This window comes from Microbacterium sp. LTA6, assembly GCF_045690355.1.
Lineage (GTDB): Bacteria > Actinomycetota > Actinomycetes > Actinomycetales > Microbacteriaceae > Microbacterium.
This window is the reverse complement of record NZ_CP147855.1, coordinates 103,753-119,922: the sequence shown is the minus strand read 5'-3', so window position 1 is coordinate 119,922 and position 16,170 is coordinate 103,753. Positions and strand designations below refer to the sequence as shown.

Here is a 16,170-nt window from a genome sequence, read left to right as displayed (position 1 = left end):
ACGGTCAGTTGCGCGCGGATCGGAGCATCGCCGTGGCGGCGATCAGTCCGGCGACGGCGATGAGGGCGGCGCCCGCGAACGCGGCGCTGTAGCCGGTGCTCTCCCCGGTCGCACCGCCGACGGCAGTGCTGACTGCGGACAACGCAGCCAGGCCCAGCGCAGAGCCGATCTGGTAGCTCGTGTTGACGAGGCCCGATGCGACTCCGGCCTCGGCGGGCGGAGCACTCGCGATGGCCGTCGTGAGCGACGGGACGAAGGCGAGCGCCATTCCGGATGCGGCCACCAGCGAGGCGGGGAGCACATGCGCCACGTATGACCCGTCCGCCGGTGCGAGGGCGAGCACCCCGACGCCGATCCCGAGCAGGACGAAGCCGCTCGTCACCATCGCTCTGGTGCCGAATCGTGCCGCCAGCCGGGGAGCGAACACGGTCATCCCGACGACGATGAGTGCGGTCATCGGCACGAGCGCTGCACCGGAGGCGAAGGCGGATGCTCCGAGCACGTTCTGCAGATACAGGTTGAGGAAGAACCACATCGGTATCCAGGCGGCGCCGAGAAGGAGCTGCGCGATGTTCGCGCCGGCCAGCTGCGGCATCCGGAGCATCCCCAGCCGGAGCAGCGGCTCAGTGGCGCGAGCCTGCCGCACGACGAAGCCGACGAGCAGCACGATGCCGCCTCCCAGTGCGCCGAGCGTCTCGACGGTGAGCCAGCCGGCCTCCGGGGCGCGGACGATGCCGAAAACGGTGAGGGCGAGGCCGACCGTGCCCGTGACGGCGCCGATGACGTCGATTCTCCCGGTGGCGCGCACCCCGGCGGGGAAGGCGAGCGGTGTGAGGGCGAGGATCACCACGGCGATCGGAACCGTGATGTAGAACACCCACGGCCAGCCGAGGTACTCGGTGAGCACGCCACCGAGGAAGACGCCTGCCGTGCCTCCGATGGGGGCAGCGGCGCCGTACACCGCGAACGCGCGCGGAAGCATGGGCGTGCCGCCGAAGAGGGTCATCAGCAGCGTCAGGGCGGCGGGGGCGATGAGTGCCGCGCCTGCACCCTGGACGCCACGGGCGGCGATCTCCACCCACGGAGTCGTCGCGAGGCCGGCGGCGAGCGATCCGACGAGCAGAGCGGCCCAGCCGATGCTGAAGATCTTGCGAGCGCCGAACAGGTCGGACAGCCGTCCGCCGAGCAGTAGCAGTCCGCCGAACGCGATGACGTAGGCGTTGAAGATCCAGGACAGGCCATCCGCGCCGAATCCGGCATCGCGACCGATGTCCGACAGCGCCACGCCGATGATCGAGGTGTCCATGATGACGACGAACTGGGCTGCCGCGATCAGGGTGAGGCCGAGTCCCCTTCGGGGACTTCGGAGGAGTACGGCTCCGGGGTTGCTCTGGGTCGTGGACACGAGGCGGCCTTTCTCTCTGCGCTGCCGTCGATCGGCAGCTCTGGAGAACGTAACATATACCCCCGGGGGGTATTCCCGATCGCATGCGTAGACTTGTCCCATGCCAGATCCGTCCGTGGGCGTCGCCGTCGATCTCGGCAAGTCCCAGTGCAGAGTCGCCTCCGGCACCGGCACCGAACGCGTGGCCCGCACGGGCCTCGGCGCGCCGGGACTCGCTGCCCGTGACGGCGTCGATGCCGCGGTCGGCGCCATCATTCCCCTTCTGCAGCAGTTCCCGACGCCGATCGGCCTTCTCGGCGTCGGCGCGGCGGGCGCCTGGGCGGCTCCGGATGCCGCCGCAGACCTCGCGCGGCGCCTCGCTGCCGAGGCCGGCGCTCGCGTCGCAGTGACCTCCGACGTCGTCACCGCGCACATCGGAGCTCTCGAAGGAGCGACCGGAGTGCTGCTCATCGCCGGCACCGGGGCCGCCGCCCTCGGGGTCGACGACGACGTGCGCCTGGTCGACGGCTGGGGTCCGGAGATCGGCGACTTCGGCAGCGGCTCCTGGCTCGGCCGTGAGGCGCTCCGCGCCGTCCTGCGTGCCCCCTCGGGTCTCGGCCCGCAAACCCGCCTCGTCGTCGACATCGGCGGGTCCATCGGCGAGCCGTCCGACATCCCGGCCTGGCTCGCGCAGGACGGACCGGTCGCTCGACGACTCGCGACGCTGGCCCCGCTGGTGCTGGACGCCGCTGCCGCCGAAGACCCCGCAGCCACCGCCATCGCGGCCGAGGCCGTGCGGCTGCTCACGGCATCCGCCGTCGCCGCGGCCGGTCGCACCGTCGACGTCGTCGTGCATGGCGGGCTCACCGATCACCGCTGGTTCCGACAGGCTCTGGAGGCCGCGCTTCGTGCAGCGGGTCGCCGCGTCGTGCCTGCGGCCGGCGACGCTCTCGATGGGGCGCTGCTGCTCACCCGTCGCTCCGATCTTCCCCATGAAAGGTTCGTGCACCGTGCCGGATGACACCACTCGCCTGACCGAGCTCCTCAACGAGCTCTCGCAGCTCGACACCGAGGCGCAGGACGCCGAACGGGGCGATCTCGACCTGCTCGACACCGCAGAGCTCGTGCGGCGCATGAATGCCGAGGATCAGCGGGTGCCGACCGCGGTGGCCGAGCGGTCCGCCGAGATCGCACAGGCAGTCGACGGCATCACCGATCGTTTCCGGCGTGGCGGGCGTCTCGTCTACATGGGCGCGGGCACCGCGGGCCGCATGGGCGTTCTGGACGCGAGCGAGTGCCCGCCCACCTTCGGTACGGATCCTTCGATGGTGGTCGGGCTCATCGCCGGCGGCGAACCCGCGATCCGTTCGGCCGTGGAGAATGCAGAGGACGATGAGGATGCCGCGATCGTCGCACTGCGCGACATGGAGATCGGAGCGCTCGACACGGTCGTGGGGATCTCGGCATCCGGGCGCACGCCGTACGTCATCAGCGGGCTGAAGTTCGCTCGGGAGCAGGGCGCGCTCGCCGTCGCGATCGCGTCGAACCGCGACTCGGCCATCGGAGCCGTGGCCGACATCGCCATCGAGGTCGTCACGGGCCCGGAGTTCATCTCCGGATCCACGCGGTTGAAATCGGGCACCGCGCAGAAGCTCGTGGTGAACATGCTCACGACCCTGTCGATGATCAAGCTCGGCAAGACCTACCGCGGGATGATGGTCGACCTTCTCGCCACGAACGAGAAGCTGCACGCGCGGTCGATCCGCACGGTGTCGACCCTCGCGGGTGTTGGCACCCCCGAAGCGGCCTCTGCGCTCCGCGAGGCAGGCGGGTCGGTCAAGCTCGCCCTCCTGGTGCTCGCCACCGGGGCATCAGCGGAAGAGGGCGCATCGGCACTCGAGGCCGCCGACGGCATCCTGCGCGATGCCATCGCCGCCCTCCGCTGACGCGGGCAGGCCTGATTCGATCTCAGTGGCCGCACGTGCACGCGCCGCTGCCGCAGCAACCACCGCCCGCGGCATCCGGTCTCCCGTGCGCCTGCGATGACTCCGGAACGTCCAGCGCAGGATTCTGGTCGAGGAAGCCGTAGGGCTTGAACCAGAATCCGGCGTAGTCGACGGGCATGATCGGCCAGTCCTCCGGCCGCGGGAAGTGCGTCAGGCCGAAGGTGTGCCAGAGCACGATGTCCTCACCATCGAGGGAACGGTCGCCCGCCGCGTATTCGGGCAGCCCCGATCCGCCCTGGTGCGCGTTCGGGTAGCGGCCCGCCGGCCAGATCTGCCCGGCCTCGTGCTGCGTCGCCCAGAGGTGTTTCGTGGCGAAGGCTGCCCGCGCCGCGACGGATGATGCAGGGTCGGCCATCAGCAACGCGGTCGGCTCCGGGATCAGGTGGTACGCGGTGGGGCGACCGACGCGGTTGGTGCGTGAGGCGCTCTGCACCTCCCAGGCGCGAGCGACGGAGGCATCGGCCTCGCGCTGCGCCGCGGACTCGGTCGCCAGCGTCGTCTCCGACCACGTGAACGCGTTACCGAAGGGGTTGTCCGCGCCCATCGGGATCCGCTGCGCGTCGACCTCGACGAGACGGTTGTCCTCGCCGTCGATGGCGACATCGAGTCGGGCGCAGAACAGGTGCTGGTGCACGGGGGCGAACACGCCGGGAGCGAGCTCGGTCGCGTGCTTCTGCCGTACGCCGGGTTCGCCCGCTGCAGCGAACACGATGCCGGTGGCCTTCGCCACGACCTCGATCGAACCGTCGAGGTAGAAATGCCAGTAGAAGCCGTAATCGTAGTTGCCGATCGTGGAGAAGTACGAGACGACGAAGCGGCGGGATCTGCGCACGTCGGAGCGCCCGGAGAGATCGGTGTGCTTCCAGAGGATGCCGTAGTCCTCCTCATGCATGCAGATCACGTTCGGGATGCGGACCGGGTTGCCGTGATCGTCGGCGACGAAGCCGTCGAGGTAGCGGATGACGCCGAGGCAGTCGCAGCCGAGCTCGAGGTGGTTGGCGTTCTTGCCGAGGAGGTACTCGCCGGCGTCGAAGTAGCTGATCCAGAAACGTCCGGGAGCTGTGTCGCCGTAGGGGACGACCATCTCCGGCACGCTCGCGCGGCTGAGCACCGAACGTCCGTCGAACGTGACGTCGTGCAGCACCAGTCCTTCGCGGGCGTTGAAGTCGACCCGCATCGCCCACTTCTCCCACTCGACGAGCGAGCCGGAGAGGGTGAAGCTCGGCCCCTCGGGCTGGGTGATCTCGATCGGCTTCAAGGTGGTGCGGGCGTCGCCCTGCACTTCGGGGTAGTAGTTGCCGTGGCCGGCGGGCACCGGCACATCGCCGTGGTCCTCGACCCGGATGACGCTGTTCGTCGTCAGGTCGATGTGCACGATGAGACCTTCGACGGGATGCGCCCACGGTGAGTCGTTCTCGTCGTACTTGAGGAAGGTCAGCGAGCGGATGACACGACGGCCGACCTCATCGGCGCGACCGGTGTATCCCGGGGCGAGCGGGCCGCAGAAGGCGAGCTCGACGTGCTCTTCGAGGCCCCGGCGTCTCATCGCCGCGCGCCATTCCGGGGAAGCCTTCGCGATCGCCTCGGCGCGCTCGTACTCCTCGAAGAGGTACTGCGGTTGTCCGTAGGGCGGGGCGTCGTTGGGTACGCGCTGAGCACTGACGACTTCGCCGCGTGTGAGGGAGACGATGACCTCGGTGGCGACACCGGTGGCGGTGTCGAGGAGGGTGACGTCGACCCGCCGATCGATGGGATGGCCGGGTTTCCATGCCGCCAGCTCGCGCTTGGTCGGCTCGTCCGGAAGGAGCATCGGCACCCGGACGGTGTCACCCATGAGCCCCGAAGACTCGAGCACCGCACGGGTGGCGGCGATCTCCGCACCGGTGAGGGGGTCGAGAGGGTGCGGTGTTGCGATCTTCTCGATGTGGACGGGCTGGTGGGACATCTTCGTACCTCACTATTTCGAGCGCATGCTCAATAAACGGGTTGCGACGATGCTACGCCCCGCGGTGCGCGCGCACAAGCGTCGAATCGGCGGAGGTGGGGCAGTGGGGATGCCGGGTCAGAGGCGCCAGGGAGCGAGGATGCTGTCGAGCACGGCGAGGTGTGCGGCGGCATTCTGAGGCTCGGTGACCTCGACGACCTGCTGGCCGTAGGTGATCGAGCGCAGGAGGGCCATCACGGCGTCGAGGGGAGTGTCGGCGCGGAGCGCTCCATCGGTGACGGCTTCGCCGAGAGCTTCTCGGATGCTGTCCTGCCATGTCGCGAGGGTCGGGGCGGCGGCATCCGGCGTCGAGGCGAGCGTTGCGAGTCGACCCCAGAAGCCGACCACGACGTGTGCTTCGGTGCGGGTGCCCTCGTCGACGGGGAGAACCTCGCGCATGATGGCGTGCAGTCGGGGGAGGCCGCGGAGGTCGGCGGTCGCGGCCTCGATCCGCACGTCGGTGCGGCGCGTGACCTCGGCCGCGGCGGCGCGGATCACATCGTCGAAGCCGTCGAAATAGTGCCAGAGCGAGCCGGTCGCGATGCCGAGTTCCTTGGCGACCGCGCGGGAGGTGACGCTCTCATGGCCGTCGCGTGCGGCGACGACGAGCAGCGCCTCGGCGATCTGCCGGCGGCGCTCGTCATGGTCGACAACGCGGGGCACCTGCCCATCTTGGCGCATCGGAAGAGGGTCTGGCTATTTTGAGCGCACGATCAATATAATTCACGGCATGGACCACCCGACGATGACGGCGCTGATGATCGCCAGCGCGATCGCGGCCGTCACGTGCTGTCTTGCGGCCGGCCGAGCAGTGCCGTGGCAAGGACGCCAGGCTGTGATCGTGATGGCCATCGCGATGGTCGCCTCGGCGGCGTCCGCCGGCGACTCGCGCATCGCGTTGCTGGCGGGGGCCGCCCTCATGCTCTCGGCCATGCTCGGCACAGCGGGGCTGCGCGGACGCCCGGTCGTGCGCACCTGCTGTCATCGCGCGCTGGGGTCGCTGGTGATGGCCGTGTGCATGTTCACGGGGATCTCGCACGGGGAGATGATCGCGGAGGCGGGTCATGGCATGCACAGGGGAACGGATGCCGTGGGAGTGCTCGCGGCCTTCGGCGTCGTCGCGCTCGCCGCGTGGACGGTGGCCGACCGGATCCGTCCACACGGCGGCACCTCGCGCTTCGTCGTCGTCGAGGCCTGGGCCATGACCGCTGGTGTGGTGATCATGTGGCTCGCGCACTGAGCATCAGCCTCCGGTAGCGTGGCCGGATGCCCCTCGCATTGATCACCGGTGCCGCGCGCGCGAACAGCATCGCCGCCGGCATCGTCCCGCGCCTCCGTGCCGCCGGCTGGACCGTCATCACCAGCGATATCGAACACGCCGACGTCACCGCCGACCTCTCGATGCATGACGGGCCGGAGGCGCTGATCGCCGAGGTGAACCGGGCGCACGGCACGATCACAGCCCTGATCCTCAGCCATGCGCACGACATCGAATCCGGCATCATGGACACCACGGCCGAGAGCTTCGACCGGCATGTCGCGATCAACGCCAGGGCGAGTCTGCTGCTCATCGCGGCCTTCGCGCGCCAGGCGGACGAAGGCGGCGGTGTCATCGTGGCGCTCACCAGCGATCACGTCACGGGCAACCTGCCCTACGGTGCGTCGAAGGGCGCACTCGACCGACTGGTGATCTCGGCGGCACGCGAGCTCGGTCCGCGCGGCATCTCTGCGAACGTGCTCAACCCGGGGCCGATCGACACCGGCTGGATGGACGATGAGACCCGCGATTCTCTCGCGGGAATGACGCCCCTCGGCCGACTGGGACGTCCCGCAGACGTCGCGGCGACCGTCGAGTTCCTGGTGTCGGACGAGGGGCGTTGGATCTCCGGTCAGCTGATCAAGACCGACGGGGCGTTCTCCGCACAGTTCTGAGGTTCGGCGGTCAGCCTCAGTGTCCGCCGCCGAACTCGATGAGGGCGACGCCGGCGGCGATGAGCGCGACGCCGATGGCCATCATCGCTGAGAAGTGGTCCTTGAACAGAACTCTCCCGAGTATCGCGGTGATGGCCACACCGGCCGCCGCCCAGACACCGTAGGCGACGCCGACCGGCATTCCCATCGCGAGAACGGCGCCGAGGAGCGTGAACGCGAGGAGGTAGCCGACGACGATTACGGGGATCCAGCGTCGGCGCCGCAGGCCCTCAGAAGCACGAAGGCTCAACGTCGCCGTGACCTCACTGGCGATCGCGATGGCGAGCAGCAGCCAGGTCACGATGCCGCCTCGACCGCGGGCTCGCGCTTGTGGGAGCCGAGCTCCACGAGCAGCACGCCGATCACGATCGCTCCGACTCCGATGATCTGCACCGGCCCCAGCAGTTCGCCGAACAGCACCGTTCCGAGCACCGCAGTCAGCACGACTCCGATCGCCGACCAGATGCCGTATGCCACGCCGACCGGCATTCCGCGGTCGAGAACGATCGACAGCAGCCAGAGCGAGCCGCCGTAGCCGATCACGACGGGGATGAGCCAGAGCGGATACGTGAAGCCTTCCGCAGCTCGGAGCGACAGAGTGGCCGCCACCTCGAGGCCGATCGCGGTGAGTAACGGCGGCCAGGCCGATGGGCGGGGACGGTCGGTCATGCTCTGCCTTTCGATAGTGCGTTCGCGGGGGAGAACGTGCGGAGGATACGGGAGATTCCCGAAGCACCCATGAACAACGCGTACCCTGGTATGCATCCCCCGAACTCACCCGGCACCTGCGCGCCGGAGACCCATCGGCGCGCCCCTCACTCATGCAAGGATGCAGATGAACGATTTCGCGGCACACCGTGACGACTGGACGGCACGAGAAGAGCTGGCGGAGCGGATGATTCCGCTCGTCGGAGCCCTCAAGCGAGAACACGATGTGGTGACGTCACTGCATGGGCATCGCCTGCTCGGGCTGTCGGCCACCGGGCTCGTCGAGGTGCACCAGCGCGTCGCCCAGCTCGGCCATGAGCAACTCGCCCTGCAGGACAGCCTCGCGGTACTCGAAGCGCTCCGCGAACTCGCGCCCGGTGCGTCGTCGCTCGATGTCGCGCGCCTCGTCGAGGGCCATGCCGCCGACGAGCGCCCGCTCGCCGAGTACCTGCGTGAGGTGCTCGCTCCCGCGATCGGGGCGACCCCTGCCGCCCCCACCGACGTCGTGCTCTACGGCTTCGGGCGGATCGGGCGTCTCCTCGCCCGCATCCTCATCGCGCACACCGGCGGAGGCAGCGGCCTGCGTCTGCGCGCCATCGTCGTGCGCCGCGGCGCCGAGAACGACCTGGTCAAGCGCGCGTCGCTTCTGCAGCGCGACTCCGTGCACGGGAAGTTCGCCGGTTCCGTGACCGTCGATGAGGATGCCGAGCAGATCATCGCGAACGGCACCCGCATCCAGGTGATCTACTCCGACGACCCCGCCGGCATCGACTACACCGCCTACGGCATCCGCGATGCGATCGTCGTCGACAACACCGGGCGCTGGCGCGATGAAGCAGGGCTCTCGCAGCACCTGCAGTCGCCCGGCGTGGCCCGCGTGCTGCTGACCGCCCCGGGCAAGAGCCCGCTCAAGAACATCGTGCACGGCATCAACGACGACACCATCGAGGCCGGCGACCGCATCCTGTCTGCCGCGTCCTGCACGACCAACGCCATCACCCCGGTGCTCGCCGCGATCGACGAGGCGTACGGCGTCGTCAAGGGGCACGTCGAGACCGTGCACTCGTTCACGAACGACCAGAACCTCATCGACAACTTCCACAGGGGTGACCGGCGGGGCCGCTCGGCGGTGCTGAACATGGTGATCACCGAGACGGGCGCCGCCAAGGCCGTCGCCAAGGCGCTCCCGCAGCTCGAGGGCAAGCTGACCGGCAGCTCGATCCGGGTGCCCACCCCCGATGTGTCGCTGGCCGTGCTCCACCTCACGATCGCGCGGCCTGCGACCAAGGAGCAGGTGAACGACTACCTGCGTCGTGTCTCGCTGCACTCGAAGCTGCGCCAGCAGATCGACTACGTCGAGTCGCCCGAGGTCGTGTCGACCGATTTCGTCGGCTCGCACCGCGCCGGCATCGTCGACGGTCTCGCCACGATCGCCGATGAGGACACGCTCATCCTCTACGTCTGGTACGACAACGAGTTCGGGTACTCCTGCCAGGTCATCCGCGTTCTCGAGGTCATGGCGGGTTCGCACCCGGTGGTGCTCCCGGCGCGCCGAGAGGTCACACTCCTGGGCTGAACGGGCGCGATGTCGGCGCCGCAGGGCAATATGGGGGCATGACGCCCAGCGCCTTGCTGTCCGAACGCCTCCGCTCCCATCGGCTCACCGCGCCAGCGCGGACAGTGACGGATGCCGCGGCGCACATGCTCGCCGTGCAGAGCCAGGAGTTCCTCGCCGGTCGCTGGGCGCTCGGCATCCGCACGACCGGCTCTCCGACCCTCGCGACGGTCGACCGTGCCTTCGCGCGGGGCGACCTGGTGCGCTCATGGACGATGCGCGGCACGCTGCACGTCATTCCGGCCGCGGATCTGCGCTGGGTTCTCTCGGTGACCGGCGAGCGGCAGCGCAAGCAGGTGGCGGGTCGGCATCGCGAACTCGGAATCGACGCCGAGCTGCTCGATCGCGTCGGGCGGGCGTTCCGGGAGCGCCTGGCCGATGGCGGCCGCACCAGGGCGCAGCTGCTCGACGACATCGCCGAGCTCGGTATCGACCCGTCAGGGCAGCGCGGCGTGCACATCATCGGCGCACTGTGCGTCGATGCGGTCCTGGTGCAGGGGCCCGTCGTGGCACGCGAGGGCGCCGTCGGCCGCGAGCAGCTGTTCGTCCTCGTCGACGAGCACATCCATGCCGAGGCGATGCCCGACGACCCGCTGGCCGAGTTCTTCGTCCGCTACGTCGACGGGCACGGGCCGGCGACCGCTGCGGATTTCGCCTGGTGGTCAGGCCTGACACTCGGAGTCGCGCGTGAGGCCGTCGAACGGGGGCGGCACCGCGTGAGCGAGGTGGACGACGGCGTCTTCGTCTCCGCGATGCGGCCGCGCCGTGCGCGCGGAGTCGACGATGACGCGGTGCGGGCCCTGCCGATGTTCGACGAGTATTACATCTCCTACGCTGACCGCGGAGCCGTCGCCGACGCCGCGGCGATGGCCCTTATCGGTCCGGGCAAGAACGGCATGGTGCGCGCGAGCCTGCTCTCGCGCGGACGCATCGCGGGGGCGTGGACCCACTCGGCTGCCGTGGGGCGACACCGCGATGCGCCGCTGGCCGAGCCCTTCGACGCCGAACTGGATCCGGATGCCGTCGCCGCCGCTCTGGCGCGCTACAGCGATTTCGTGAGCGGCTGAGCGCACCCGCCTACTCGTCGGCGTGCCGACCGAGGAACGTGTACACCTCGTTGTCGTCGACGCCGGGGAACGCGCCACGGGGGAGCGGCGAGAACATGTGCGTGTGCACGCGGGCGCTCGGCCAGGCCTTGCCGCTCCAGCGATCGGCGAGCTCGGCAGGAGGGCGGCGGCAGCACGCTTCGTCGGGGCAGGTCGAGACGGCCCGATCCGAGGTCTCGCGTCCTCGCCACCATCGCGCGTCGTCGAAGGGCACGCCGACGGTGACGGAGAACTCTCCGTCACTCGATGAGCCGGTCTGCGTCGCGCACCAGAACGTTCCGGACGGAGTGTCGGTGTACTGGTGGTGCTCGGTCGTCCGGTTCTGCTGAGTGAATGCTTCGCGCGCCTGGAACTTGCGGCACACGCGCTGCCCCTCCACGGCGCCGGTGACGTCCATCGGCAGGGGGAGATCGTCGTTCTCATAGACGCGCGTGATGGCGCCGTTCGCGTCGACGCGCAGGAAATGCAGCCGCATGCCGAGGTGCTGGGTGAGCAGGTTCGTCATCCGCATGGCGGCCGCTTCATGCGTGACGCCGAACGCGTCCCGGAAGTCCTCGACGGCGAGGTTGCGATCCTTTTTCGCCTGTTGCAGGAAGGCGACCGAAGCCGTCTCGGGCATCAGGCAGCAGGCGGCGAAGTAGTTGATCTCGAGCCGCTGCTGCAGGAAGTCCGCATAGTCGGTCGGGGGAGTGTGCCCGAGCAGGCGGTGGGCCATCGCCTGCAGGGCCATCGAGCGCAGGCCGTGGCCCCCAGGGATGGACGCGGGCGGCAGGTAGATCCGGCTGTTCTCGAGATCGGTGACCGAGCGCGTGGAGTGCGGCAGGTCGTTCACGTAGATCAGCTCGAAGCCGAGCTTCTGCGCCATGATGTTCACGGTGCGGTGCGTGAGCGCTCCTTGCACGTGGCCGGCCGATCGAAGGTGCTTCTCGGCGAGCTTCTCGATGTCGGCGAGGTAGTTGTTCTGTTCGCGCATCCGCAGGCGCAGCTCGGTGTTCGCCCGGCGAGCCTCTTCCGGTGTCGCGATCGCCTCTCGTTCGCGACGCTGCAGCTCGCGGTGCAATCCCAGAAGCGATTCGATCGTCTCGTCGCTCATTCCCTTGCTGACGCGCACCGGCGCGATGCCGAGCTGCCGGAACACCGGGCTCTCCTGTGCGCGTTCGAGCTCGATCTCGAGGGCCGCCCTCCGGTTCGGCGGTTCGCCGGAGATCAGATCGGTGACTTCCGTGCCGGTGGCGTGGGCGATCGCCTGCAGCAGCGACAGCTTGGGCTCGCGCTTGCCGTTCTCGATCAGGCTGAGCTGCGACCCCGCGACGCCGACGAGGGCGCCGAGTTCATCGAGCGTGAAGCCGTTCTCCAGACGGTGATGACGGATGCGGTGGCCAAGGGTCGTGAGGTGAATGCCGGAGGTCGCCATTCCTTGATTCTAGCGAAAGAAACGCACTTCTTAATGACGAGATCGGCCGAAAGTGTCGTGCTGCCGGAAGAAGATAGATACAACGCCCCACACTTCAAAGGAGCAGTCATGGCCATCGCCGAAGTCTTCACCCCTCGTACCTCTGCCGTCGCACCCGCGCGCACGTTCGGAACGGCACCGAGCTATGACACCCCTGCAATGGCCGAGCTAGCCGCATGGGTCGAAGAGATCCGCGCACTCACCCAGCCCGCGAACGTGCACTGGGTCGACGGATCGCGAGCCGAGAACGACTGGCTCCTGCGCGGTCTCGTCAGCGAGGGCAAGCTCATCAAGCTCAACCCCGAGTGGCGCCCCGGTTCCTACCTCGCCCGCTCGCACCCGAGCGACGTCGCCCGCACCGAGGGGCGCACCTTCATCGCCTCCGAGCGCGAGGAAGACGCCGGCCCCACGAACAACTGGGCCGACCCAGCCGAGATGCGCCAGACCATGACCGGCCTCTTCGAGGGTTCGATGCGGGGCCGCACGATGTACGTCGTCCCGTTCTCGATGGGCCCCGTCGGCGGACCGCTCTCGCACATCGGCGTCCAGATCACCGACAGCGCATACGCCGTGGCATCCATCGGCATCATGACGCGCGTCGGCGATGCCGTCACCCGCCGGATCGCCGAGGGCGCGCCGTGGGTGAAGACGGTGCACACGGTCGGCGCCCCGCTCGCCGAGGGTGAGGCGGACGTCGAGTGGCCGTGCAACGACGAGAAGTACATCGTGCACTTCCCGGACACGCTCGAGGTCTACTCGTTCGGCTCGGGCTACGGCGGAAACGCCATCCTCGCGAAGAAGTGCTTCGCCCTGCGCATCGCCTCGGTGATCGCGCGGGATGAGGGCTGGCTCGCCGAGCACATGCTGCTGATCCGGGTGATCGACCCGCAGGGCAAGGCGTACCACGTCGCCGCGGCGTTCCCGTCGGCATGCGGCAAGACGAACCTGGCGATGCTGCGCCCGACGATTCCGGGCTGGAAGGTCGAGACGCTCGGCGACGACATCGCCTGGATCCGCCCCGGTGAGGACGGGCGGATGTGGGCCATCAACCCGGAGGCAGGCTTCTTCGGGGTTGCGCCGGGCACGGGTGAGTCGACGAACGTCACGGCTGTCGAGACGCTGTGGGGCAACACGCTCTTCACGAACGTCGCGCTCCGCCCGGACGGCGATGTCTGGTGGGAGGGGCTCACCGATGAGGCGCCGGCCGAACTCATCGACTGGGAGGGCAACCCGTGGACGCCCGAATCGGGTCGCCCTGCTGCGCACCCGAACTCGCGGTTCACCGTCTCGGCCGCGCAGTGCCCGCAGATCTCCGAGGACTGGGAGCAGGCGGTGCCGCTCGACGTGATCCTCTTCGGTGGTCGTCGTGCCACCAACGTCCCGCTCGTGGTCGAAGCGACCGACTGGACGCACGGGGTGTTCCTCGGGTCGACCATCTCGTCGGAGCGCACGGCAGCGGCCGAGGGCACGCTCGGAGAACTGCGTCGCGATCCGTTCGCGATGCTGCCGTTCTGCGGCTACAACATGGGCGACTACTTCGCGCACTGGCTCAAGGTCGGCCGCAGCCTGCGCTTCGACCGGGCGCCGCGTATCTTCCAGGTGAACTGGTTCCGCCGCGGCTCCGACGGCCGGTTCCTGTGGCCCGGATTCGGCGACAACTCGCGCGTCATCGACTGGATCATCCGTCGCGTCGCGGGCGAGGTGCCGGCGGTGGACAGCCCGATCGGTCGACTGCCGCGGGTGGAGGACCTCAACCTGGACGGACTCGACATCGCGCAGGCGGATCTCGACGAGCTGTTCTCGATCGACTCGGCGGCCTGGCTCGCCGAGGCCGACCTGACGGAGGAGTTCTTCGACACCTTCGGCGACAAGCTGCCGGCCGCGCTGCGCGCCGAGCTCGCGTCGCTGCGCTACCGCCTCGCCAAGGCGTAGCACCCAGACAAGGTGCCGGTTCGGGGGATCCGGCACCCCAGGCGCCCGCAGGGTGCCGAACCAGCGACGGCGGAATGGCGGAGACAGCCCATGGCTGAGTGGTCTCCGGCGTTCCGCCGTCGCTCATGCCAGCAGTTGATGCCTGGCGAGGTCGCGGTAGAGCGGTGTGGACTCGACGAGCTCGGTGTGCGTCCCCTGACCCACCACCGCCCCGTCCTGCAGCACGATGATGAGGTCGCTGTCGACGACGGTCGACAGGCGGTGCGCGATCACGATGAGCGTGCGGTCGGAGGCGACGGCGTCGATGGCCTCTCGCATCCGCCGTTCGTTGACGCCGTCCAGTGACGAGGTCGATTCATCCAGCAGCAGGATCGGTGCCTCGGTGAGCAGCGCCCGCGCGATGGCGAGGCGCTGACGTTCGCCGCCGGACAGCATCACGCCGTCCTCGCCGACGGGCGCCTCGAGGCCCAGAGGGCTCCGCTCGAGCACGTCGCCGAGGTTCACCGCGTGCAGCACGCGCTCGCAGTCGGCGTCGGATGCCGCCGGAGCGGCGAGCCGCAGATTGTCGGCCAGGGTGCCGGCGAGCGTCGGGGCATCCTGCTCCACGTAGCCGAAGTGCGCGCGCAGCTCGTCGCGAGGATACGTGCGGGCGTCATGGCCGTGCAGACGGATGGAGCCGCCGGTCGGATCGTAGAACCGCTCGAGGAGGGAGAGGATGGTGCTCTTGCCGGCGCCGCTCGGCCCGACGAGTGCGACGCGCGCCCCGCGCGGCACTGCGAAGGAGACTCCGCGGAGAACCTCCCGCGCCGGAGCCGGAGCGCTCGCGTCGTCCGCACGCTCCAGATGCGCGTCGGCGAGGAGAGTGTGTGCGGCGAGGGCGGCGGCCTGACGTGCGGCGACGACGTTCTCGGGGTACTGGAAGCGCACATCGCGGAACTCCACAGCGGGAGCGTCCACGTCGGACCCGGAACGGGAAATGGGTGCCGCAGCCAGCGCGTCGTCCTGCTCCTCGGTCGGCAGGTCCAGAACCTCCTGGATGCGGCCCAGGGCACCGAGGGCTTGATTCACCGAGGTGATCGCGCCGAATGTGGAGGCGAGCGGCATCACCAGCATGAACAGGAACATGATGAACGTGATGAGCGAAGCGATCGTGATCGTGCCCGCCGCGACACGGAACCCGCCCACGCCGAGAACCACGAGCAGAGACAGCTGCAGCGCGATGCCGGCGATCGGGACGACGAGCGACGAGATCTTCGCGATCTTCACGCCGAGCCCGTAGGCGTCGGTGGCGAGGTGCGACACAGCGGTGGTCTCGCGCTCGGTGGCACCGGAGGCGCGGATGGTGCGGATCGATCCCACGGCGCGCTCCACGCCGGAGGCGAGCTCGCCCACCTTCTCCTGCTGCGCGGTGGATGCAGTGCGGATGCGTCCGCTGAGGACGGTGACGACCACGACGCTGACGCCGATCACCACCACGATCAGCAGGAGGAGGATCGGGTCGATGATGAGCATGGCGATGAGGGCGCCGAGGAACAGGATGGCGCTGCCGACGGCGTCCGCCAGCCCCTGCGTGAGCACGGCGTAGAGCAGTGTCGTGTCGGTGCCGACGCGCGAGACGAGGTCGCCCGTTCGGCGGGCATCGAACTCGCTGATCGGCAAGTGCAGGATGCGGGCGATGAGCTTTCGGCGGCTCGACAGGACAACGGCCGTGCCGGTGCGCTGCAGGAGATAGTGCTGGTAGCCGGAGATGACCGACGACACGACCACGAGCCCGACGAGCACCCAGACAAGGATCCCCAGGCCGCGCTGGGACTGCACCGCCTCGATGACCTGGCCGACGAGGAGGGGTTGCGCGAGTGAGGTCGCGGCTCCCACCACACTCAGCACCGCGACGACGACGAGAGTGCGCTTGTGCTCGAAGAGGAAGGGGAGAAGCTGGCGGAACGTGGCGCGCGGACCATCCGGCTGCGCGCCGCTTCCGCGTCGGCGTGGCGTCGCCGTGCGGGACATT

Annotated in this window: 14 protein-coding genes; 7 read left to right on the top strand and 7 right to left on the bottom strand. The window is 69.1% G+C overall.

All coding sequences use genetic code 11. The features are described 5' to 3' along the window. Window positions 1-4 precede the first annotated feature (4 nt). Window positions 5-1,405, bottom strand: a complete 1,401-nt coding sequence (locus LTA6_RS00600) for an MFS transporter (RefSeq protein WP_407358427.1) — start codon at window positions 1,403-1,405, stop codon at window positions 5-7. Window positions 1,406-1,505: 100 nt separating this feature from the next. Here LTA6_RS00600 and LTA6_RS00595 point away from each other — a divergent pair, with 100 nt between their 5' ends. Beyond that, window positions 1,506-2,405: a BadF/BadG/BcrA/BcrD ATPase family protein gene (locus tag LTA6_RS00595; protein ID WP_407358426.1), complete on the top strand. Its 900-nt coding sequence runs from the start codon at window positions 1,506-1,508 to the stop codon at window positions 2,403-2,405. Further along, complete coding sequence (murQ, locus tag LTA6_RS00590) at window positions 2,395-3,330, top strand: N-acetylmuramic acid 6-phosphate etherase (RefSeq protein WP_407358425.1); 936 nt, start codon at window positions 2,395-2,397, stop codon at window positions 3,328-3,330. The genes LTA6_RS00595 and murQ overlap by 11 nt, the downstream gene beginning before the upstream one ends. A gap of 22 nt (window positions 3,331-3,352) precedes the next feature. On the opposite strand, the gene LTA6_RS00585 is transcribed toward murQ, so the two are convergent. Further along, complete coding sequence (locus LTA6_RS00585; protein ID WP_407358424.1) at window positions 3,353-5,335, bottom strand: primary-amine oxidase; 1,983 nt, start codon at window positions 5,333-5,335, stop codon at window positions 3,353-3,355. 117 nt (window positions 5,336-5,452) lie between these two features. Then, window positions 5,453-6,037: a TetR/AcrR family transcriptional regulator gene (locus LTA6_RS00580; protein WP_363545295.1), complete on the bottom strand. Its 585-nt coding sequence runs from the start codon at window positions 6,035-6,037 to the stop codon at window positions 5,453-5,455. A gap of 67 nt (window positions 6,038-6,104) precedes the next feature. Here LTA6_RS00580 and LTA6_RS00575 point away from each other — a divergent pair, with 67 nt between their 5' ends. Beyond that, the gene (locus LTA6_RS00575; protein ID WP_407358423.1) at window positions 6,105-6,614 is read left to right on the top strand and encodes a hypothetical protein; all 510 of its coding nucleotides are present in this window, start codon (window positions 6,105-6,107) and stop codon (window positions 6,612-6,614) included. A 26-nt stretch (window positions 6,615-6,640) separates the two neighbouring features. Further along, window positions 6,641-7,306, top strand: coding sequence for an SDR family oxidoreductase (locus LTA6_RS00570; RefSeq protein ID WP_407358422.1), 666 nt, complete (start codon window positions 6,641-6,643; stop codon window positions 7,304-7,306). 16 nt (window positions 7,307-7,322) lie between these two features. Here LTA6_RS00570 and LTA6_RS00565 read toward each other — a convergent pair whose 3' ends face one another. Together LTA6_RS00565 and LTA6_RS00560 are read right to left on the bottom strand one after the other, a co-directional pair. Then, a complete protein-coding gene (locus LTA6_RS00565; RefSeq protein WP_341975490.1) occupies window positions 7,323-7,646 on the bottom strand; it encodes an SMR family transporter in 324 nt (107 codons plus the stop codon). Further along, the gene (locus LTA6_RS00560) at window positions 7,643-8,014 is read right to left on the bottom strand and encodes a multidrug efflux SMR transporter (RefSeq protein WP_341975489.1); all 372 of its coding nucleotides are present in this window, start codon (window positions 8,012-8,014) and stop codon (window positions 7,643-7,645) included. Before LTA6_RS00560 ends, LTA6_RS00565 begins: the two co-directional genes overlap by 4 nt. Window positions 8,015-8,180: 166 nt before the next feature. On the opposite strand from LTA6_RS00560, the gene LTA6_RS00555 reads away from it, so the two are divergent. Both LTA6_RS00555 and LTA6_RS00550 read left to right on the top strand, forming a co-directional pair. Beyond that, the gene (locus LTA6_RS00555; RefSeq protein WP_407358421.1) at window positions 8,181-9,629 is read left to right on the top strand and encodes a glyceraldehyde-3-phosphate dehydrogenase; all 1,449 of its coding nucleotides are present in this window, start codon (window positions 8,181-8,183) and stop codon (window positions 9,627-9,629) included. A 38-nt stretch (window positions 9,630-9,667) separates the two neighbouring features. Continuing rightward, entirely contained in the window at window positions 9,668-10,735 is a 1,068-nt protein-coding gene (locus tag LTA6_RS00550) for a winged helix DNA-binding domain-containing protein (protein ID WP_407358420.1), read from the top strand. Between the two features lie 10 nt (window positions 10,736-10,745). Here the strand turns inward: LTA6_RS00550 and LTA6_RS00545 are convergent, their stop codons facing one another. Further along, window positions 10,746-12,188 carry a helix-turn-helix domain-containing protein gene (locus tag LTA6_RS00545; RefSeq protein WP_363545312.1) on the bottom strand — a complete coding sequence of 481 codons (1,443 nt, stop codon included), beginning with the start codon at window positions 12,186-12,188 and terminating at the stop codon, window positions 10,746-10,748. A gap of 108 nt (window positions 12,189-12,296) precedes the next feature. Here LTA6_RS00545 and LTA6_RS00540 point away from each other — a divergent pair, with 108 nt between their 5' ends. Then, entirely contained in the window at window positions 12,297-14,159 is a 1,863-nt protein-coding gene (locus LTA6_RS00540; RefSeq protein WP_341975485.1) for a phosphoenolpyruvate carboxykinase (GTP), read from the top strand. 123 nt (window positions 14,160-14,282) lie between these two features. Here LTA6_RS00540 and LTA6_RS00535 read toward each other — a convergent pair whose 3' ends face one another. After that, the gene (locus LTA6_RS00535) at window positions 14,283-16,169 is read right to left on the bottom strand and encodes an ABC transporter ATP-binding protein (protein WP_407358419.1); all 1,887 of its coding nucleotides are present in this window, start codon (window positions 16,167-16,169) and stop codon (window positions 14,283-14,285) included. Window position 16,170 lies beyond the last annotated feature (1 nt).

Excerpts from the sequence above, each read along its gene's own strand:
- LTA6_RS00540 (WP_341975485.1), top strand. The coding sequence starts at position 12,297 with ATGGCCATCGCCGAAGTCTTCACCCCTCGTACCTCTGCCGTCGCACCC.
- LTA6_RS00550 (WP_407358420.1), top strand. The coding sequence starts at position 9,668 with ATGACGCCCAGCGCCTTGCTGTCCGAACGCCTCCGCTCCCATCGGCTC.
- LTA6_RS00570 (WP_407358422.1), top strand. The coding sequence starts at position 6,641 with ATGCCCCTCGCATTGATCACCGGTGCCGCGCGCGCGAACAGCATCGCC.
- LTA6_RS00595 (WP_407358426.1), top strand. The coding sequence starts at position 1,506 with ATGCCAGATCCGTCCGTGGGCGTCGCCGTCGATCTCGGCAAGTCCCAG.
- LTA6_RS00545 (WP_363545312.1), bottom strand. The coding sequence starts at position 12,188 with ATGGCGACCTCCGGCATTCACCTCACGACCCTTGGCCACCGCATCCGT.
- LTA6_RS00585 (WP_407358424.1), bottom strand. The coding sequence starts at position 5,335 with ATGTCCCACCAGCCCGTCCACATCGAGAAGATCGCAACACCGCACCCT.
- LTA6_RS00535 (WP_407358419.1), bottom strand. The coding sequence starts at position 16,169 with ATGTCCCGCACGGCGACGCCACGCCGACGCGGAAGCGGCGCGCAGCCG.
- LTA6_RS00555 (WP_407358421.1), top strand. The coding sequence starts at position 8,181 with ATGAACGATTTCGCGGCACACCGTGACGACTGGACGGCACGAGAAGAG.
- LTA6_RS00560 (WP_341975489.1), bottom strand. The coding sequence starts at position 8,014 with ATGACCGACCGTCCCCGCCCATCGGCCTGGCCGCCGTTACTCACCGCG.
- LTA6_RS00575 (WP_407358423.1), top strand. The coding sequence starts at position 6,105 with ATGGACCACCCGACGATGACGGCGCTGATGATCGCCAGCGCGATCGCG.